The 19,917-nt window shown below is 55.6% G+C and carries 21 protein-coding genes and 1 tRNA gene; 10 read left to right on the forward strand and 12 right to left on the reverse strand.

Annotation, left to right across the window (positions count from 1 at the left end):
- Positions 1-63: 63 nt before the first annotated feature.
- Positions 64-1,437, forward strand: coding sequence for a serine endoprotease DegQ (degQ, locus tag ACX8ZY_RS17915; protein WP_010251960.1), 1,374 nt, complete (start codon positions 64-66; stop codon positions 1,435-1,437).
- A gap of 89 nt (positions 1,438-1,526) precedes the next feature.
- Positions 1,527-2,588 carry an outer membrane-stress sensor serine endopeptidase DegS gene (gene degS, locus ACX8ZY_RS17920; RefSeq protein ID WP_010251964.1) on the forward strand — a complete coding sequence of 354 codons (1,062 nt, stop codon included), beginning with the start codon at positions 1,527-1,529 and terminating at the stop codon, positions 2,586-2,588.
- 151 nt (positions 2,589-2,739) lie between these two features.
- Here degS and epmA read toward each other — a convergent pair whose 3' ends face one another.
- Entirely contained in the window at positions 2,740-3,717 is a 978-nt protein-coding gene (gene epmA, locus ACX8ZY_RS17925; RefSeq protein WP_003848297.1) for an elongation factor P--(R)-beta-lysine ligase, read from the reverse strand.
- A gap of 134 nt (positions 3,718-3,851) precedes the next feature.
- On the opposite strand from epmA, the gene ACX8ZY_RS17930 reads away from it, so the two are divergent.
- Positions 3,852-4,376, forward strand: coding sequence for a lipocalin family protein (locus ACX8ZY_RS17930; RefSeq protein WP_010672015.1), 525 nt, complete (start codon positions 3,852-3,854; stop codon positions 4,374-4,376).
- Between the two features lie 55 nt (positions 4,377-4,431).
- On the opposite strand, the gene ACX8ZY_RS17935 is transcribed toward ACX8ZY_RS17930, so the two are convergent.
- The 3 genes from ACX8ZY_RS17935 to efp form a co-directional block, all read right to left on the reverse strand.
- Positions 4,432-4,566, reverse strand: a complete 135-nt coding sequence (locus ACX8ZY_RS17935) for an entericidin A/B family lipoprotein (RefSeq protein ID WP_003848302.1) — start codon at positions 4,564-4,566, stop codon at positions 4,432-4,434.
- Positions 4,567-4,668: 102 nt separating this feature from the next.
- The gene (locus ACX8ZY_RS17940) at positions 4,669-4,800 is read right to left on the reverse strand and encodes an entericidin A/B family lipoprotein (RefSeq protein ID WP_003848306.1); all 132 of its coding nucleotides are present in this window, start codon (positions 4,798-4,800) and stop codon (positions 4,669-4,671) included.
- Positions 4,801-4,851: 51 nt separating this feature from the next.
- Positions 4,852-5,418, reverse strand: coding sequence for an elongation factor P (gene efp, locus ACX8ZY_RS17945; protein WP_010251979.1), 567 nt, complete (start codon positions 5,416-5,418; stop codon positions 4,852-4,854).
- Between the two features lie 43 nt (positions 5,419-5,461).
- Here efp and epmB point away from each other — a divergent pair, with 43 nt between their 5' ends.
- Positions 5,462-6,490 (forward strand): EF-P beta-lysylation protein EpmB, encoded by a 1,029-nt coding sequence (gene epmB, locus ACX8ZY_RS17950; RefSeq protein WP_033759609.1) that lies wholly within the window; start codon positions 5,462-5,464, stop codon positions 6,488-6,490.
- A 53-nt stretch (positions 6,491-6,543) separates the two neighbouring features.
- Here the strand turns inward: epmB and ACX8ZY_RS17955 are convergent, their stop codons facing one another.
- From ACX8ZY_RS17955 to ACX8ZY_RS17975, 5 genes are all read right to left on the reverse strand, one after another.
- Positions 6,544-6,891, reverse strand: coding sequence for a DUF4156 domain-containing protein (locus ACX8ZY_RS17955; protein ID WP_010251983.1), 348 nt, complete (start codon positions 6,889-6,891; stop codon positions 6,544-6,546).
- A 303-nt stretch (positions 6,892-7,194) separates the two neighbouring features.
- A complete protein-coding gene (locus ACX8ZY_RS17960) occupies positions 7,195-7,350 on the reverse strand; it encodes a YegP family protein (RefSeq protein ID WP_167430335.1) in 156 nt (51 codons plus the stop codon).
- A 217-nt stretch (positions 7,351-7,567) separates the two neighbouring features.
- On the reverse strand, positions 7,568-9,217 hold the full coding sequence (gene groL / locus ACX8ZY_RS17965) for a chaperonin GroEL (protein WP_010251987.1): 1,650 nt from the start codon (positions 9,215-9,217) through the stop codon (positions 7,568-7,570).
- A gap of 49 nt (positions 9,218-9,266) precedes the next feature.
- Positions 9,267-9,560 (reverse strand): co-chaperone GroES, encoded by a 294-nt coding sequence (locus tag ACX8ZY_RS17970; RefSeq protein WP_010251990.1) that lies wholly within the window; start codon positions 9,558-9,560, stop codon positions 9,267-9,269.
- A gap of 228 nt (positions 9,561-9,788) precedes the next feature.
- Complete coding sequence (locus ACX8ZY_RS17975) at positions 9,789-10,250, reverse strand: FxsA family protein (protein ID WP_010251992.1); 462 nt, start codon at positions 10,248-10,250, stop codon at positions 9,789-9,791.
- 328 nt (positions 10,251-10,578) lie between these two features.
- On the opposite strand from ACX8ZY_RS17975, the gene aspA reads away from it, so the two are divergent.
- From aspA to ACX8ZY_RS18005, 6 genes are all read left to right on the forward strand, one after another.
- The gene (gene aspA, locus ACX8ZY_RS17980) at positions 10,579-12,015 is read left to right on the forward strand and encodes an aspartate ammonia-lyase (RefSeq protein ID WP_010251996.1); all 1,437 of its coding nucleotides are present in this window, start codon (positions 10,579-10,581) and stop codon (positions 12,013-12,015) included.
- 111 nt (positions 12,016-12,126) lie between these two features.
- Positions 12,127-13,428, forward strand: a complete 1,302-nt coding sequence (locus ACX8ZY_RS17985) for an anaerobic C4-dicarboxylate transporter (RefSeq protein WP_033759606.1) — start codon at positions 12,127-12,129, stop codon at positions 13,426-13,428.
- 65 nt (positions 13,429-13,493) lie between these two features.
- On the forward strand, positions 13,494-13,808 hold the full coding sequence (cutA, locus tag ACX8ZY_RS17990) for a divalent cation tolerance protein CutA (protein WP_010672018.1): 315 nt from the start codon (positions 13,494-13,496) through the stop codon (positions 13,806-13,808).
- A complete protein-coding gene (locus ACX8ZY_RS17995) occupies positions 13,784-15,484 on the forward strand; it encodes a protein-disulfide reductase DsbD (protein WP_060681562.1) in 1,701 nt (566 codons plus the stop codon). Before cutA ends, ACX8ZY_RS17995 begins: the two co-directional genes overlap by 25 nt.
- Positions 15,485-15,547: 63 nt before the next feature.
- Positions 15,548-16,123 (forward strand): division control transcriptional repressor DicD, encoded by a 576-nt coding sequence (gene dicD, locus ACX8ZY_RS18000; RefSeq protein ID WP_010252014.1) that lies wholly within the window; start codon positions 15,548-15,550, stop codon positions 16,121-16,123.
- Between the two features lie 107 nt (positions 16,124-16,230).
- A tRNA-Phe gene (locus tag ACX8ZY_RS18005) sits at positions 16,231-16,306 on the forward strand.
- Between the two features lie 101 nt (positions 16,307-16,407).
- On the opposite strand, the gene ACX8ZY_RS18010 is transcribed toward ACX8ZY_RS18005, so the two are convergent.
- From ACX8ZY_RS18010 to ACX8ZY_RS18020, 3 genes are all read right to left on the reverse strand, one after another.
- Positions 16,408-17,577, reverse strand: coding sequence for a Gfo/Idh/MocA family protein (locus ACX8ZY_RS18010; RefSeq protein WP_010252017.1), 1,170 nt, complete (start codon positions 17,575-17,577; stop codon positions 16,408-16,410).
- A gap of 10 nt (positions 17,578-17,587) precedes the next feature.
- Positions 17,588-18,505 (reverse strand): TIM barrel protein, encoded by a 918-nt coding sequence (locus ACX8ZY_RS18015; protein ID WP_421665141.1) that lies wholly within the window; start codon positions 18,503-18,505, stop codon positions 17,588-17,590.
- Between the two features lie 150 nt (positions 18,506-18,655).
- Entirely contained in the window at positions 18,656-19,681 is a 1,026-nt protein-coding gene (locus ACX8ZY_RS18020; protein WP_421665385.1) for a LacI family DNA-binding transcriptional regulator, read from the reverse strand.
- Between the last annotated feature and the right edge of the window lie 236 nt (positions 19,682-19,917).

Below are 19,917 nucleotides of genomic sequence, written 5' to 3' on the forward strand. Positions count from 1 at the left end.
GACCGCAAACGACTGTCACACTTATTAATTCCTCCCACCTTTTGCAGCGAGAGCGTTGTAGCAATGAAAAAACAAGCACGCCTGTTTAGCGCATTAGCCCTGAGTATTGGGATGAGCCTTGCCGCCGCGCCAGACGCGATGGCAACGCTGCCAGCACAAATTGCGGGCCAGCCGCTGCCGAGTCTGGCACCGATGCTGGAGAAAGTGTTACCTGCCGTGGTCAGTGTGCATGTGGAAGGCACTGATTCGGGTGCACAGGCTCAGGATATTCCTGAACCGCTGAAGCGTTTTTTTGGTCAGATGCCTGGCGGAAATAGTCAGCCACAGCCGTTTGAAGGTTTAGGGTCTGGCGTGATCATCGATGCCGCGAAAGGCTACGTGCTCACCAACAATCACGTGGTCAACGGTGCGGATAAAATCAACGTACAGCTTGGCGACGGCAGTGAATATGAAGCCAAACTGATTGGCCATGATGAGCAGACCGATATCGCGCTGATTCAGATTCAGGGCGCAAAAAACCTCACGCAGGTGAAAGTCGCGGACTCTGACCAGCTGAAAGTGGGTGATTTCGCGGTGGCGATCGGTAACCCGTTCGGGCTGGGACAGACGGCCACCTCCGGTATTATCTCCGCACTGGGCCGCAGCGGCCTGAACCTGGAAGGACTGGAAAACTTTATTCAGACCGATGCCGCGATCAACCGTGGCAACTCAGGCGGTGCGCTGGTCAACCTTAACGGCGAACTGATCGGTATCAACACCGCGATTCTCGCCTCCAGCGGCGGTAACATCGGTATCGGCTTTGCTATCCCGAGTGATATGGCGATGAACCTCGCGCAGCAGCTGATTAAATTTGGTGAAGTGAAGCGCGGTCAGCTCGGCATCAAAGGCACTGAAATGACAGCCGATATGGCTAAAGCATTCAATGTCGATGCGCAGCGCGGCGCCTTTGTCTCTGAAGTCTTACCGCAATCTGCCGCGCAGAAAGCGGGCGTGAAATCAGGCGATATCATTACGTCGATCAACGATAAGCCGATTACCAGCTTCGCTGAGTTGCGCGTCAAAGTGGGAACCACGCCGCCAGGTGAACAGGTTAAGCTTGGCCTGCTGCGTGAAGGTAAGCCATTAACGGTTACCGTTACGCTGGAGCAGAGCGCACAGAGCACCGCCAGCGCACAGCTGATGTCACCCGCGCTTCAGGGCGCAACCCTGAGTGATGGACAGACTAAAACCGGTGATAAAGGCGTGAAGGTCGATACCATCGAAAAAGGCACACCGGCTGAACAGGTTGGTCTGCAGAAAGATGATGTGATTATCGGCGTTAACCGCAACCGGGTTCAGACCATTGCTGAAATGCGTAAAATACTGGAAGGGAAACCGCCGGTACTGGCACTGAATGTGGTGCGCGGCGATGAAAGTATCTATCTGTTGTTGAGATAAACCTCGCATTACGGCGGACACAAGCACGTGTGTGTCCGCCGCTCTCATGCTATTCTCCCCTGCGATCTCCCCTGGCGTAATTTAACACCATGTTTCTTAAACTTTTGCGTGCCGTGGTGCTGGGCCTGATTGTGGCGGGTATTTTGCTCGCAGCACTGCCTGCACTGCGTATGGGCAGCGACGCCCTCTATAACCACGAAAATATTACAGACGAAACGCCCTTTAGCTTCAATCAAGGGGTGCGCCGCGCCGTGCCTGCCGTTGTGAACGTTTACAATCGTAGCGCCCACGGCAACAACAATCGTGGCATCACGACCCTGGGTTCAGGGGTGATCATGAATGCAAAAGGCTACATCCTTACCAATAAGCATGTGATCAATAATGCCGATCAAATTATCGTGGCGCTGCAGGATGGCCGCTTCTTTGAAGCGACGCTGGTGGGTTCCGATGGTATGACCGATCTGGCGGTACTGAAGATCACGGCCTCCGGCCTGCCCGTTATCCCCATCAATCCAAATCGCCAGGCGCATATCGGGGATGTGGTGATGGCTATCGGCAACCCCTATAACCTCGGTCAGACGGTCACGCAGGGCATTATCAGCGCCACGGGCCGGGTTGGCTTAAGCTCATCAGGCCGACAGAACTTCCTGCAGACCGATGCGTCAATCAATCAGGGTAACTCCGGCGGCGCGCTGATTAACTCGCTAGGCGAGCTGATGGGCATTAACACCCTGACCTTCGATAAAAGTAGTGATGGTGAAACCCCGGAAGGGATTGGTTTCGCCATTCCAACCGTTTTAGCCTCGAAGATCATGGATAAGCTGATTCGTGATGGTCGGGTGATCCGCGGCTATATCGGCATTACCGGGCGTGAGCTGCCGCCGCTGCATGGACAGGGGAGCAATCTGGATCGGGTTCAGGGCATTATTGTCAGCGTGGTCACGCCAGATGGGCCAGCGGATAAAGCCGGGATTCAGGCCAACGATGTGCTGCTCAGCGTTAATGGCAAGCCGGCCATCTCCGCGCAGGAGACCATGGATCAGGTTGCAGAAATTCGCCCGGGTTCAGTGATTGATGTGCAGGTACTGCGAAACGATCAGAAACTGACGCTGCCGGTCACCATTCAGGAGTTTCCTGACAGCAGCAGTTAGCTGAAACCTGTGCCAGGTCAGGGATGGCCCGGCTGATCGCAAAGAAGGCCGCCATCCATGGCGGTCGGCCTCGCCATCCTGGCTCGGACGCTTTGCTCTTCATCCGGGCCAACCCTTCCCCTCTAATCCGCCATCGTTTGTGATTAACCGATTAGCAGCGATCCACCGGAAACGCGATGACATCGCTCAATGACTCCGCTTTCAACGCCAGCATGATCAGGCGATCGATACCCAGTGCGACCCCGGAACAGGCAGGCATGCCATGCGCCAGCGCATCCAGCAGATATGTATCAATAGGATGCACAGGCAGGCCGCGCGCCGCACGGCGACGGTTATCCTGCTCAAAACGCTGACGCTGCTCACGGCTGTCGGTCAGCTCGCGGAAACCGTTCGCCAGCTCAATGCCTTTGTAATAGACCTCAAAGCGTTCGGCCACGCGGTGATCTTCGGTGCTAATCTCCGCCAGGGCTGCCTGGCTGGCCGGGAAATGATAAACGAAGCAGGGTTTATCCTGACCAATCTTCGGTTCCACACCCAGCATAAACAGCAGCATCAGTAAGGTATCGCGATCCTCTTCTGCACGCGCCAGCTCGCCTTCACCCAGTTTCTCTGCCGCTTCACGCAACTGCGCTTTATCCGCTGACAGCGGATCCAGCTCAAGATGACGGATAAACGCCTGCTGATAGGAGAGCGACTCAGCGCTGTCACACTCCAGCACCTGCTGCATCAGATCGTCGACTTCGTTCATCAGACGGTACATATCATAATGCGGCCGGTACCACTCCAGCATGGTGAATTCCGGGTTGTGGTGACGTCCCGCCTCTTCGTTGCGGAAGCTGCGCGCCATCTGATAGATCGGGCCACTGCCCGCCGCCAGCAGGCGTTTCATATGATATTCCGGGCTGGTCATCAGCCAGAGATCGCGCCCCTGCGCAGCGCCAGGCCCGACAAAACGCGTCTGGAATGGCACCAGATGGATATCGGTAATGGTGGCCTGGCTCATCGCCGGCGTATCCACTTCCAGCACGCCGCGATCGGCAAAGAAACGACGCACTTCTGCTAAAATAGCGGCGCGTTTTAACAAATTGGCGATGGATGCGCTTGGTTGCCAGCTTGCCGTTTCGCTCATGGTGATGACTCCTGATGCAAATTAGGGGGGAAGTCTACCTGCAATGCCTGCGGCAAACAATCTCGTGCCCGTACTGCCAAAAACAGCGTTTCGGCTTCTATACTTAAGCGGTTAAATCACAAAGGAATCCCACTATGTCTCCATGGAAAACAGTTGTTGCCAGCCTGAGTGCTTTTCTCTCTGTCGCCTGCAGCACTACGCCGCCAAAGAACGTCACGGTCGTAGATAACTTTGACAGCCAGCGATATCTCGGTCAGTGGTATGAGATTGCCCGCCTTAACCACCCTTTTGAGCGCGGACTTGAACAGGTAACGGCAAACTACAGCCCGCGTGAAGATGGCGGCCTGAAGGTAATCAACCGTGGTTATAACGTCAAAAAGCAGCGCTGGCAGGAGAGCGTCGGCAAAGCCTACTTCACCGGTGAACCCACGCGGGCTTCTCTGAAAGTCTCTTTCTTCGGCCCCTTCTATGGCGGCTATAACGTGATTGCTCTCGATCCTGACTACCGCTATGCGCTGGTATGTGGACCGAATCGCCACTATCTCTGGATACTGTCACGCACACCACAACTGGAACCGGGCGTAAAAGAGAAACTGGTTGATCAGGCGCGTCGGGATGGTTTCCCGGTTGAAGAGTTAATCTGGGTAAAACAGAAATAGTGCAGAATCTGACAAGCCGGTACGAAAAGCATTTCGTACCGGTTGGAATAACAGGTTACTTCGTGCTGTTCTGAATCGCCTGGCCGCCCGCTTCGACATCTTCACCTACGCCACGCGTTGTATTACAAGCTGTGAGCAGGGAAGAGAGCACCAGTACAGAGAAGATTGCAGCAATACTTTTCTTTAACATAACAATGTCCTTTTTGATGGATGTAAAGTACAGCGCTTTAAGCATAGCCGGATTTCCGGCAGTTGCTGCTGGCGAGACTCTAAAAAGGACAATCAGTTAAGGTCATTTTGCTGCACGCGAAATGGCACCACCTAAGTGAGAGACATCTTCGCCAAAACCGTGGAATGTGTTGCAGGCGCTTAACGCAGAGGAGACCAGCAACGCGAACGCGATTAATTTTGCCAGCTTGATCATTTTTTTCTCTCAGACAAGAAAAAGGCGCACCAGAAGATGCGCCTGCGAATCTTATTTCACGCGTGACACGTATTCGCCAGAGCGGGTGTCAACTTTCACCACTTCGCCCTCTTGCACGAACAGTGGCACTTTCACCACGGCACCGGTAGAGAGTTTAGCTGGCTTGCCGCCAGTCCCTGCGGTATCACCTTTCAGGCCTGGATCGGTTTCGATAACTTCAGCTTCGATAAAGTTCGGCGGCTGAACGGCGATTGGACGACCGTTCCACAGCGTAACGATACATTCAGCGTTATCCTGCAGCCATTTCGCTGCATCGCTTACCGTCTTCTCTTCAACCTGGAACTGCTCAAAGCTTTCCGGATGCATGAAGTGGTAGAACTCACCGTCGTTGTACAGGTAGTTCAGGTTGGTATCTACTACGTCAGCGCCTTCGGCGGAGTCGGTAGATTTAAAAGTTTTCTCAACGCGAGAACCCGTCAGCAGGCGACGCATTTTAACGCGCGCGAATGCCTGACCTTTACCCGGTTTAACGAACTCACTGGATTCGATGGCATACGGCTCGCCTTCGAACATGATTTTAAGACCGGGACGGAAATCGTTGCTAGAATAAGTCGCCATGAAGGCCCTCTACGAAAATTGACACTGGTACTAAGCCAAAAAAATGGCACACATTGTAACCCTAAAAACACCTTCCAGAGAAGATTGGTTGCAGCAACTTGCGGATGTTGTCACCGAACCTGATGAATTACTGCGGATTTTAGCCCTTGATCAGCACACTGAGCTGGCTGAAGGTGCGGATGCGCGGCGTCTTTTCGCCTTACGTGTACCGCATGCGTTCATCCGCCGGATGAAAAAAGGCGATGCGCACGACCCGCTGCTGCTTCAGGTACTGACCCGCCGCCAGGAATTCACTGATGCGCCAGGTTATAGCACCGATCCGCTCGATGAACAAAGCAACGTTGTACCTGGATTGCTGCATAAATACCGAAACCGGGCTTTATTGTTGGTAAAAGGCGGCTGCGCCGTCAACTGTCGCTACTGTTTCCGCCGTCATTTCCCCTATCAGGATAATCCCGGCAACAAGCGTAGCTGGCAGGCTGCACTGGACTATATCGCCGATCATCCCGAGCTGGATGAGATCATTTTCTCCGGCGGCGATCCGCTGATGGCGAAAGATCATGAGCTCGCCTGGCTTATCGCCGCGCTGGAACAGATCCCGCATCTGAAACGTCTGCGCATCCACAGCCGTTTACCGGTGGTGATACCGGCGCGCATTACCGATCAGCTCTGTCAGATGCTCAGCGAGACGCATCTGCAGGTGGTGATGGTGACGCACATCAACCATGCGCAGGAGATTGATGATGAGCTGCGTGAGGCGATGAGCAGCCTGAAGCGTGCCGGTGTCACCCTGCTGAATCAGAGCGTCCTGTTGCGTGGCATCAACGATAATGCGCAGACGCTGGCCACCCTGAGCAATGCGCTATTTGATGCCGGCATTCTGCCCTACTATCTGCACGTGCTGGATAAGGTACAGGGTGCGGCGCATTTCTTTGTGTCAGATGACGAGGCCCGCCAGCTGGTGCGTGCATTACTGTCACAGGTCTCCGGCTATCTGGTGCCAAAGCTGGCGCGTGAAATTGGCGGAGAGCCAAGTAAAACACCGTTAGATTTACAGTTACGTCAGGAATAAAAACGGCCAGCAAAAGGCTGGCCGGTTCAATTTGGCAGACTGCCTGATTCACATTATGGGCACTTGTAGACCTGGCCGGTCATTTTGCTGTCGAGTGGCGCGAACGCGGACAACAGGTTCTGCGTCGGACTGGTTGCTCCATAAATCACGTTACCGCCCATCTCCGCTGCGCGATTGCGCAGGTCGTTTGCTGCGCCACGCAGTGCGCTGGTTTCGCCGCCTGCACCGCTCAGCCAGTTGCTCTGAGAGCCGGTAATATTGCCCAGAAGCTGACAGGTATTGCCAGGCTGCTGATCGGTGAACGTCACGCGCTGTCCTGCTGAAGAGAGTTGCGTAGAGCTGCTGCAGCCCGCCAGCAATAACGCGCCAGCCGTCAGTCCGAGCAAGAGGTTAATCCGCATTGTAATCCCCATTTATTATCATCAGAGTCGGGTGGCAGCGTAGCAGAAAAAGGATTTTTCTTTCTGCACATTCATTGCCCTTATCCCGTTATATCGTCTCAATATTTCACGCCGCTTGCAGGCTGGCAAGCGTGCCGATGCTGGTGAATAAAATGAAGCCAGTCGATCAGTCGGCGCAGCCGCAGACAGCGTGACATATCAAGAGGAAAGACGAACGATTGCGCCTTACTTATACTATTTTCCCACCCAAAAGAAAAACCCCCGACCGTTTCCGATCGGGGGTGATGTCAGAGCGTGATGCCCTTAACCGGTGTAGCCATTACGTCGTGCATTTTCGATGCAATCGGCTTTGTTAACGTAGCCCTGACTGGCGGCGCCGGTAATATTGCCGTTGGGCGCCGTTCTTCTCCAGCGCCACTTGTGTGCTTCGTCCTTATAAAATTCCCATTTATCTTGCATTTTAATTTTCCTTAATCTGTTGTTTATCCCTTTCAGAGCGCGCTATTTTGCGCCGGGATCCACGTTAGAGCATCCCGCCCTGACTAAACCATGATGCAGAACATAAAAAAAGTTAATGGGTTTTTCCTGCTGCTGCCAGCATTCAGACGCTGAAAAAGAAAAACCCCCGACCGTTTCCGATCGGGGGTTCTTTGATGACTTAAGCAGTCAACGGCAATTACATCATGCCGCCCATACCGCCCATGCCACCCATACCGCCAGCGCCGCCGCCTAAATCAGGTGCGTCGCCTTTTGGCAGGTCAGTGACCATACATTCAGTTGTGATCATCAGACCCGCAACAGAGGCCGCGTACTGCAGAGCAGAACGGGTCACTTTGGTTGGGTCCAGGATACCGAAGTCGATCATGTTGCCGTACTCTTCAGTCTGCGCGTTGTAACCGTAGTTACCGTCGCCCGCTTTCACGTTGTTAGCGACAACAGATGGCTCTTCACCGGCGTTAGAAACGATCTGACGCAGTGGAGATTCCATCGCGCGCAGCGCAACTTTGATACCGACGTTCTGATCTTCGTTCTGACCACGCAGATCAACCAGCTGTGCTGCCACGCGAACCAGCGCCACACCACCACCAGCAACCACACCTTCTTCAACGGCAGCACGGGTTGCGTGCAGCGCATCTTCAACGCGGGCTTTCTTCTCTTTCATTTCAACTTCAGTTGCTGCGCCTACTTTCAGAACGGCTACGCCGCCTGCCAGTTTCGCTACGCGTTCCTGCAGTTTTTCTTTGTCGTAGTCAGACGTTGCTTCTTCGATCTGCTGACGAATCTGGGTTACACGGCCCTGAATTGTCGCTTCTTCACCCACACCGTCGATGATGGTGGTGGTGTCTTTGTTGATCACAACGCGTTTTGCCTGGCCCAGATCTTCCAGAGCCGCTTTCTCCAGTTCCATACCGATCTCTTCAGAGATTACGGTACCACCGGTCAGGATAGCGATATCCTGCAGCATAGCTTTACGACGGTCGCCGAAGCCTGGTGCTTTAACCGCAGCCACTTTCACGATGCCGCGCATGGTGTTAACCACCAGTGTTGCCAGCGCTTCGCCTTCAACATCTTCCGCGATGATCAGCAGTGGTTTGCCGGCTTTCGCAACGGCTTCCAGCACTGGCAGCATTTCACGGATGTTAGAGATTTTCTTGTCAGCCAGCAGGATGAACGGTGATTCCAGTTCAATCGCACCGGTTTCTGGCTTGTTGATGAAGTAAGGTGACAGGTAGCCGCGATCAAACTGCATACCTTCAACCACATCCAGCTCATCCTGCAGGCCGGTGCCTTCTTCAACGGTGATCACGCCTTCTTTACCCACTTTCTCCATCGCCTGAGCAATCAACTGGCCCACGGTTTCATCGGAGTTAGCAGAGATAGTACCTACCTGCGCAATCGCTTTAGAGTCAGAGCAAGGAACAGACAGCGCTTTCAGTTTCTCAACCGCAGCGATAACAGCCTGGTCAATACCGCGCTTCAGGTCCATCGGGTTCATACCCGCTGCGACCGCTTTCAGGCCTTCGGTGATGATAGACTGTGCCAGTACGGTTGCAGTGGTGGTACCGTCGCCCGCAGCGTCGTTCGCTTTAGAGGCAACTTCTTTCACCATCTGCGCGCCCATGTTCTCGAACTTGTCTTCCAGCTCGATTTCACGTGCCACAGAAACACCATCTTTAGTGATGGTCGGTGCACCAAAAGATTTATCCAGGACTACGTTACGGCCTTTAGGACCCAGGGTAACTTTTACTGCATCTGCCAGTACGTTCACGCCACGCAGCATTTTTACGCGTGCGTCATTACCGAATTTTACGTCTTTAGCTGCCATCTTTAAATATCCCTTAAATTCGTTTCGTTCAGTGAATTACGCGTAAAAATTACGCTTCAACAACGGCCAGAATGTCGCTCTCAGAGATGATAAGCACCTCTTCGTTGTCGATTTTCTCGGTTTTCGCGCCGTAACCTTCGCTGAAGATCACGATGTCGCCAACCTTCACGTCCAGCGGCTTAATGTCGCCACTCTCAAGGATGCGGCCATTGCCGACAGCCAGTACTTCACCACGGGTGGATTTACCGGCTGCGGAACCGGTCAGCACGATGCCGCCAGCTGATTTAGCTTCAACTTCTTTACGCTTGACGATAACGCGATCGTGCAATGGACGAATTTTCATTTGATAGCTCTCCTTTGAGAAGTCCAATCATTCAGTTTTGGGGTTGAACACCGGGCTGCATGGCTTCCGGCCTCGTGACCAGAGAGATAGGGCCGCTATCACCTACTTTCAAGGGGGCGGACAACAAATTTTTTACCTGTGAGTGATAAGTGATGGCTTTTTGAACAGATGATGGGGCAAATAAAAAACGCAACCCGAGGGTTGCGCTTTCAGAGGTGACAGCTGCGGTTAACGATCCTTGTGATCGTCATGATGCTCAAGGCGATCGCTGTCTTTACGCTCGAACTCGCCATCCATGGTGTAGCCGCTGTCTGGACCGGCTCCCGGTCCCCGCCAGACGCGCAGATGAGGCATCAGCTTCAGCGTCAGATGTTTCTGCACCGGTGGCAGCAGCAGCAGCAGGCCCAGCAGGTCGGTAAAGAAACCAGGCAGCAGCAGCAGGAAACCGGCGATGATCAGCGACACGCTTTTGATCATCTCATTGGCCGGGCTTTCATTACGTGCCAGCTTCTCCTGCATCAGCATAAAGTTTTTCATGCCCTGATTTTTGACCAGCGAGACGCCGATGCACGAGGTGAAGACCACCAGCAGCATGGTAAGCAGCACGCCCATGACGTGTGCAACCTGAATGAAGAGGGAAATCTCAATCCAGGCCAGAACGAAAAAGACTAATAACGGTATCCAGCGCACCGTACTCTCCTGTAAGTAGGGGCTGAACGGCAGCGTGCCGGTCAGCAGAAAGCGTTCATCCTGAGGATGATAAGAAAAGAGATGGGCACCCGCGCCGCCATTTTCAACCGATCCTGTCAAATTTATCCTGCGGGGTTAATTTTGTAACCAACTTCACATATCGTTAACCAGGCTGCAGCATTAAGTGATCTGCATGCGTGCTTTTCATATGCATCAGAATATGATCGCACACGCCCCTATGAAGACGGATAATATGTCGGCACGGGTACACCACGACAAAATAAACACATCCTTTGTGATAGTTAGCGGCAACAACAAGAAGGTTATCATGGCGAACAACATTCGTATCGAAGAAGACCTGTTAGGTATGCGCGAAGTTCCGGCGGATGCCTATTATGGCGTTCATACTCTGCGTGCGATTGAGAATTTTTATATCAGCAACAGCAAAATCAGCGACATACCTGAATTTGTCCGCGGCATGGTGATGGTAAAAAAAGCGGCGGCGATGGCCAACAAAGAGCTGCAGACCATCCCGCGCAACATTGCCGATACCATCATTAAGGCCTGCGACGAAGTGCTCAACAACGGCCGCTGTATGGACCAGTTCCCCGTGGATGTTTATCAGGGCGGTGCCGGGACCTCGGTCAACATGAACACCAATGAAGTACTGGCGAACATCGGCCTGGAGCTGATGGGCCACCAGAAAGGGGAATATCAGTACCTCAACCCCAACGATCATGTGAACAAATGCCAGTCTACCAACGACGCTTACCCAACCGGTTTCCGCATCGCGGTCTACAGCTCGCTACTGAAACTGCTTGATGGCATCAGCCAGCTGGCCGAAGGCTTCCAGCACAAAGCCGATGAGTTCCAGACCATCCTGAAAATGGGCCGTACCCAGTTGCAGGATGCCGTGCCGATGACCCTCGGGCAGGAATTTCACGCCTTCAGCGTACTGCTGAACGAAGAGACCAAAAGCATTCTGCGCACCGCGGAACTGCTGCTGGAAGTGAACCTGGGCGCGACCGCCATCGGCACCCGCCTCAACACGCCGGAAGGCTATCAGCACCTGGCGGTACAGCGTCTGGCGGAAGTCAGCAACCTGCCGGTGGTGCCAGCGGAAGATCTGATTGAAGCAACCTCCGACTGCGGCGCCTATGTGATGGTCCATTCATCGCTGAAACGTCTGGCGGTGAAGCTCTCTAAAATCTGTAACGACCTGCGCCTGCTCTCCTCTGGCCCGCGTGCTGGCCTGAATGAAATCAACCTGCCAGAGCTGCAGGCGGGTTCCTCTATCATGCCCGCCAAGGTCAATCCGGTTGTACCGGAGGTGGTAAACCAGGTCTGCTTCAAAGTGATTGGCAACGACATCACCGTGACGATGGCCTCTGAAGCGGGCCAGCTGCAGCTCAACGTGATGGAGCCGGTGATTGGCCAGGCGCTGTTTGAGTCGATCAGCATTCTGACTAACGCCTGCTACAACCTGCTGGAGAAGTGCATCAACGGCATTACCGCCAACCGCGCAGTGTGCGAAGCCTATGTCTTCAACTCGATTGGTATCGTGACTTACCTCAACCCTTACATCGGCCACCACAACGGCGACATCGTCGGTAAAATCTGTGCGGAAACCGGTAAAAGCGTACGTGAAGTCGTGCTGGAGCGCGGCCTGCTGACGGAAAGTGAGCTGGACGATATCTTCTCGGTGCAGAACCTGATGTACCCGGTTTATAAAGCCAAACGTTATACTGATGAAAACGAACAGTAAGGTTTAACCGACGCTGGTTAACCAAAGGCACACCGCGATCAACACGGTGTGCCTTTTTTTTTGTTAAACAGCACACCCGGCTATTACCGGTTTATCTTTCAGGAGTCATTCATGTTTGTGGTTGAGCTGCTTATCGTCTTGATGGCGATCTGGTTGGGCGCACGTCTTGGCGGCATTGGTATCGGGTTCGCAGGCGGAATGGGCGTGCTGATCCTGACGCTGGGATTTGGCATGGCACCCGGTGCTATTCCGTTCGATGTGATTGAAATCATCATGGCGGTGATCGCCGCGATAGCCGCCATGCAGGTGGCAGGCGGCATGGATTATCTGGTGAGCCTGGCGGAACGCCTGCTGCGCCGCCATCCACGCCACGTTACGCTGCTGGCCCCACTAGTGACCTACCTGATGACGCTACTGGCCGGTACCGGACATACCGCGTTCTCAACATTACCGGTGATTGCCGAAGTGGCGAAAGAGCAAGGCGTTCGCCCTTCCCGGCCGCTGTCGATTGCGGTAGTGGCTTCGCAGATCGCGATTACCGCATCACCCATTTCAGCCGCAGTGGTTTTCTTCGCCACTTTGCTTGAGCCGCGCGGCGTCAGCTATATCACGCTGCTGGCGATTGCCATCCCCTCAACCATGGTGGGCCTCTTCCTGGCGGCTCTGGTGACTAACTTCTTAGGCCGTGAGCTAAAGGATGATGAGGTTTATCAGGCGCGTCTCGCCAAAGGCGAAGTCACGCTGCGCGGCGCCAGCCTCTACCAGGCAAAACCGGGCGCGAAAAAATCGGTGCTGCTGTTTCTGACGGGCATTGTGGCCGTGGTGCTTTATGCCACCGCGACCAGCGCCAGCGTCGGGCTGATCGTCAATCCGCCACTGCCACGCAATGAAGCGATTGTGGTGTTTATGCTGACCATCGCCACGCTGATCAGCCTGACCTGCAAACTCGACACCAGCGAAATCCTCAGCGCCAGCACCTTTAAGTCCGGCATGAGCGCCTGTATCTGCGTGATGGGCGTCGCCTGGCTGGGCGATACCTTTGTGAAGGCACATCTGGCGGAGATTCAGATGCTGGCGGGCGACACGCTGAAAACCTATCCGTGGATGCTGGCGCTGGTGCTGTTCTTCGCCTCGATGCTGCTCTACTCGCAGGCTGCGACCACCAAAGCGCTGATGCCCGCCGCGCTGCTGCTGGGCGTTACGCCGCTTACTGCCATCGCTTCCTTCGCGGCGGTTTCAGCGCTGTTTGTGCTGCCGACCTACCCGACCCTGCTGGCCGCAGTAGAGATGGATGACACGGGTTCGACCCGGATTGGCAAGTATGTGTTTAACCATGCCTTTATCATTCCCGGCGTGATCGCCATTGCGCTGTCGGTGCTCTCTGGCTTCGTTTTTGGCGGATTGCTGCTATAAGCGCACTCCTCGTGTTACGGATGGAGCGTGCTATCATCGGCGCTCTTTAAAACAGGAGTTACAGGATGAATGCTGTCGTTATCCTCTGCACCACGCCCGATCAGGCCACGGCGGAGCACCTTGCTGGCTTAGCGCTGGAAGCCAGGCTGGCGGCCTGTGTCACACTGCTGCCGGGCGCCACCTCCTGGTATCTCTGGCAGGGAAAAATGGAGCAGAGCAGCGAAGTCCAGATGCTGCTGAAATGCGACAGCGATCATCAGCAGGCGCTGTGTGATCTGCTCAAAGACGCTCACCCTTACGATGTGCCCGAACTGCTGGCGCTGCCGGTTCAATATGGAGACAGTGAATACTTGTCATGGCTGCACGCATCTCTCGCTTAATTACGCTTCTGCTGACGCTGTTTATCGGCCTGCAGGCGCACGCTTCACTCTTTTCAAATCCGACGACCAGTCGCTTTGTGCCGGTTGATCAGGCCTTTACTTTTGACTTCGACCAGCAGGGCGCGCAGCTCAACCTGCACTGGAAAGTGAAATCGGGTTATTACCTCTATCGCCAGCAGATCCACATCACACCGCAGAACGCGACCATCGCGCCGTTAACGCTGCCGGCTGGTCAGCCGCATGAAGATGAATTCTTCGGCAAAAGTGAAATCTATCCGCAGGATCTGACGCTGCCGGTGACGCTGCAACAGGCGGCCAGCGGCGCCACGCTCAGTGTGACTTATCAGGGCTGTGCCGCCGCCGGATTCTGTTATCCGCCAGAGACGCGCAGCGTTCCGGTAAGTGCGGTAACCGCCAGCAGCGCACCGCCGCCGGTCAGCGCTCAGCCCGCGCCCGCCAGCCCGCTGCCTTTCTCGCCGCTCTGGGCGCTACTGATTGGTATCGGTGTCGCGTTTACGCCCTGCGTACTGCCGATGTATCCGCTGATCTCCGGCATTATCCTTGGCGGACAGCGCCACTATTCGCTGGGCCGGCTGTTCGCGCTGGCGATGGTCTATGTGCAGGGGATGGCGCTGACCTACACGCTGCTGGGAGTCGTCGTCGCGGCAGCGGGCCTGCGCTTCCAGGCCGCGTTGCAGCATCCTTATGTGCTGTTCACGCTCTCACTGCTGTTTATCGTGCTGGCGCTGTCGATGTTCGGCCTGTTTACGCTGCAACTGCCCGCCAGCCTGCAAACCCGCCTGACCCTGTGGAGTAATCGTCAGCAGGGTGGCTCGCTGCCCGGCGTCTTCCTTATGGGGGCACTGGCGGGTTTGATCTGCTCGCCCTGCACCACGGCCCCGCTCAGCGCCATTCTGCTTTACATCGCGCAGAGCGGAAATCTGTGGGCCGGTGCCGGGACGCTGTGGCTCTATGCGGTCGGAATGGGATTACCGCTGATCGCCGTGACCCTGTTTGGCAACCGGCTGCTGCCAAAAAGCGGCCCGTGGATGCAAACCGTTAAAGAGGGCTTTGGTTTTGTCATCCTGGCGCTGCCGGTCTTCCTGCTGGAGCGGGTGCTGGGCGATGCGTGGGGATTGCGACTCTGGAGCCTGCTCGGCGTGGCGTTCTTTGGCTGGGCGTTCAGCGTCAGCCTGCGCGCCAGCAGTGGTAAGTGGCGCGTAGTGCAGATTATCATGCTGGCCGCTGCGCTGATCAGCGCACGCCCGTTGCAGGACTGGGCCTTTGGCGGACCGGCGCAGCAGCAGGCTGTGGCACCGCTGCCGTTCCATACTATCCAGACGCCGCAGCAGCTCGATAGCGCGCTGCAGCAGGCCCGTGGCCGCATCACCATGGTCGATCTCTACGCTGACTGGTGCGTCGCCTGCAAAGAGTTTGAAAAATATACCTTTAGTGACAGCGCCGTGCGCGATAGCCTGAGTCAGGTACAGCTGCTACAGGCCAACGTCACCGCCAACAACGCCAGTGATAACGCGCTGTTGCAGCACCTTCAGGTGCTGGGCTTACCGACGATTTTGTTCTTTGATGCGCAGGGCCGCGAAATCGCCGGATCGCGCATCACCGGGTTTCTCAATGCCGCCGACTTCCGGGCGCATTTGCAGAAACTTACCCCGTAAACAACACTGGAGTCAGGTCATTGCCCGGTGCATTACCGGGCCTGCATACCAGAGGAGAGTCACTTGCAGCGTGAACAGATACTCGAGCATGCATTGAATGTGCTTGAACAGAACGGCCTCGCCGCCACCCTCTCATTGGAAACCCTGGCGGGATCCGAATTAACCCGTGACCAGCTTCAGCAGTTCTGGCCCGATCGTGACGCCCTGCTCTACGATGCGCTGCGCTATCACGGGCAGCAGATTGATACCTGGCGACGCCAGATCCTGCTGGATGAATCGCTGTCGCCCGACCAGAAGCTGATGGCACGCTATGAGGTCCTGAGTGAGCAGGTCAGCAAAGGACGCTTTCCAGGCTGCCTGTTTATCGCCGCCTGCAGCTTCTACCCGCAGCCCGATCAGCCCATCCATCAACTAGCCGAACAGCAGAAACGCGGCTCATGGCAGTTCACCCACGACATTCTGGTGGAGCAGGCGCTGGACAACCCCAGCATGGTGGCCGATCAGATGGAGCTGATTCTTGAAGGCTGCCTCAGCAAGCTGCTGGTGAAGCGCAATGTGCAGGATGTCGCCACCGCACAGCGGCTGGCGGAGGATGTTTACAGCATCGCGCTGTGCCGTAAAAATGGCGCGCTGGCCTGAGGTTTTACCCGCTTTGACTGAAAATCAGGCAATCAGTCACGTTTCCAGGGGTTTTTTAGTGAAAGCCGTTGACGACCCGCGGCCTTTACGGTTTAATGCGCCCCGTTGCCCGAATAGCTCAGTCGGTAGAGCAGGGGATTGAAAATCCCCGTGTCCCTGGTTCGATTCCGGGTTCGGGCACCAAAATTTAAAGAACCCGCCTCTGGCGGGTTTTTGCTTTTGTGGAACGAACCCGTTATCGAAGGTTCGATACACTCGCCACATCCTGTGGCTCGCCCTCTGCTTCAGCACGCCACCCACACTGCACCGGCATCCGCCGATTTCACGCACTGCGCGACCCAGCGCACGCCCATTAATCCGGCATGCACGTCGGGATACCAGAAATCCTGCAGGAAGTCGGTGTCACGGCGATCGGTGGCATCCATCGCCAGTGCGAAGCGACGATAAAGATTGGACCAGGCTTCAAATAACCCCTCGGTATGCCCTCCGCCAATGCGGTCCTCTTCCAGCGCGCGCGGATTAAGATAGCCCATGCCGCGCTCCAGAATGCGCACTGGCTCGCCCTGCACTTCATAGCGCAACTGGTTCGGCTGCTCATCCCACCATTCCAGACTGGCTTTCGATCCGACGACCCGAATCTTCTGCCCGTGCATCGATCCGGCATTCACCGCCGACGCCCATAACGTGCCGACTGCGCCGTTGTCATACTCCATCATCACAAAGGCGTTGTCCTCCAGCGGCGCACGCGACGCGACAAAGCTCTGACGCGAACAGAGCAGACGCGTCACTTTCAGCTGTGGCAACATCGTTTCTGCGATAAATAACGGATGCGTCGCCAGGTCGCCTAACACGTAACTCGGGCCGACAAAGCGCGGATCAACCCGCCAGCGGGTGCTTTCACTCTGCAACTCCACCGCCTCATTATGGAAGCCGTGGGCAAACTGCATGTTAACGATGCGGATCTCACCCAAAGCCCCTTCGGCGATCATTTCCCTGGCTTGATGAACCAGCTGATGCCCGGCGTAACCGTAGGTGACGCCAACAACCTTCTGCTTCTCCCGGCTCAGCTGCTCCAGCTCATCCGCCTCTTCGACCGTAAAACAGAGGGGCTTCTCGCACACCACATGCAGCCCGGCATTAAGCGCCGCGCGGCAAATGGCGAAATGAGTATTATTAGGCGTGGCGACAGACACCGCCTCAATGCCATCTTCACGCGCGGCTTCCCCGGCGAACAGGCTGGCATAATCGGGATAACAGCGGTCCGGTGCCACACCCAGCGCCTGACCAAACTCACGCCCGCGTGCGGCATCAATATCAAACGCCCCCGCCAGCAGCACAAAGTTTCCGTCACGCTGTGCTGCAGAGCGATGGATATAGCCAATCTGGCTGGTGCCGCCGCCGCCGATCATGCCCCAGCGCAGCGAGCGATTAGCCGCTTTTTTACCGTTAATCATGCTGTTGTCCTCAGAATCCTGTTGATCGGAGATAGTCCAGGCTGGCTTTAACATCCCGCAGACTGGTGTCGGCATGGCGCGGATCACGCTCCTGTTCGATGGTGATCCAGCCCTGATAGTTACGCTCAGTCAGCAGCGTGCGCACCGCCGGATAGTCAATTGCGCCCTGCCCCAGCGGACACATCACCCCCTGCGCGCAGGCAGTGAAAAAGTCGAGTCCGCGAGAGAGGGCGTCTCGCCAGACCCGCTGGTTAACGTCTTTGAAGTGGAGGTAATCGATGCGGGTCCAGTACTGTTGCAGTGAAGCGACCGGATCCATCCCGGCGTAATAGAGATGGCCGGTATCCAGACATAAACCAGCCACCTGATGCGGAATATCACTGACCAGCCGCGCAAGCTCATCGGCAAACTCAATGCAGCCGCCCGCATGCGGATGGATCACCGGTCGCACGCCATACTCCTGCCAGGCAATCTCACTCAGAATGGTGATGTGTCGCATCATGCGCTGCCAGTCGTCAGCGGAGAGCCGTGGCGCTTTTTCTGACTGACCGGCATATTTCGCCCGCTCCGGATTCCCGAAGTCGATGACCACCAAATAAGGCGCGCTGGCGCCGGGCGTTCTGGCGGCGGTTGGTACGCTGGCCAGGGTACGGCACAGGTTGTGGGTGAGCGTGACCAGTTCAGGGAAATGCGCTTCACTGACCAAATCATCAAAAATCGTACCCGCCACCAGCGAAAGCTGATGCGCATTAAGCTGCCGGGTCAGTTCGGCTGCATCCGCTGGCAGATAGCCCCAGGGGCCGAGTTCAATACTGGGATAGCCAGCCTGAGCGGCCTCGGTCAGGACTTTCTGCCATGGCGGCAGCCAGGGATTAGCGGGATCGTCGACGCCCCAGCTACAGGGCGCATTAGCAATGTGAAAGGTCATGATATCTGCCTGTGCAGTGAGAACTGCTGGCAGTATCAAATGAAAATTTCATCTCAGACAACAATGAACGTTTCATTTTTTGATAGAGATCGCGTTTAAATATTTCTTTATATGATAGCTTTCTATCAAATACCCGCTAACCTGCTCTTTCTACAGGTTTTCACGCGTCACGATTTCAAAGGGTACGGTCACCTGAGCAAAATGGTCGCGCTGTTCCATCCGGCTGTTGAGGCAGGTGGCGATCACCGCCGCAGCCATGGCATCAATACGATGGCGCAACATCAGCGTAATGGTGCCATCAATCAGCGCCAGCTCATCGCCGGGCAGCGGACCGTGGCACAGCAGATCGATCTGCCTGCGTCCGCTGTCACGCAGCGCCTGCACCACGCCCTCTATGCCGCCGCAGGGCGCATAAATCATCACCAGATCATCATGGGTGTCCAGCAACTGCCGGGTCGCCTGATAGCCTCCTTCACCCGACTCATGCGTTTTTAACGGTTCCAGTACCCGCTGGCTGATGCCTGACTCGCGCAGGTAAGAGCGGAAACTGATCTCGCTGCTCTCCTGGCAGGTAAAGCGGTGATCGCCCAGCAGCACCCCAACGCATCCCGGCTGACGCAGCAGATGCTGTGCCATCCAGGCCGCCGTACGTCCCGCTTTCTGATTATCAATGCCGATAAACCCCGCATGCTCACAGGGCGAGAAATCAGAAAAGAGCGCGTAAACCCGTACGCCCAGTCGTGACACATCCTGAATCGCGTGACGAATCAGCGGATGATCCAGCGCCACCAGCGCAATCACATCACTGCGCTGTGCCAGCAGACGCAGCGAGTGCGCCACCGCCTCCACTTCATGAATATCATGCCAGCAGAATTCAGGTTCGCTGCCCTGTGGCTGCTGCGCCTTCAGCTGCTGTTTCAGCACCTCGCCGAGTTGCTGATAAAACGAATAACGGGCAGGCAGCAGGATAAAGCTCACGCGAACTATTGCCGCAGCGAGCAGCGATGTTGTCCGGATGTGTGCCTGCGTCAGGTGATAGCCCAGCTCGCGGGCCGCAGCCAGCACTTTCTGCTCGGTCACGCTGCGCACCGGCGCGCGTCCATTCAGCACCCGATCCACGGTGGCCACGCCCACGCCCGCCGCCTGCGCAATAGCGGTCATCGTCACTTTTGACATCATCCTTCTCCCTGCTTCTGCTCTCTGTAGCGCTGGCTGACGGCTACGCCTATATATTCTGTTGTCTGAGACATCAACACTCTATCGCGGCACAGCCATTTCCTCTCATTTATTTGATAGAAAGTCAGCGTTAATCTTGATCGTCCTCGCAAAATGAAACATTCATTTCTTTCTGCATTCTCTTTAAAACGCCCATTTGCTAAAACGGATAAAAATCCTGCGCCGATCGGGTTGAT

The organism is Pantoea sp. XAF26B01_ASV70 (genome assembly GCF_054512635.1).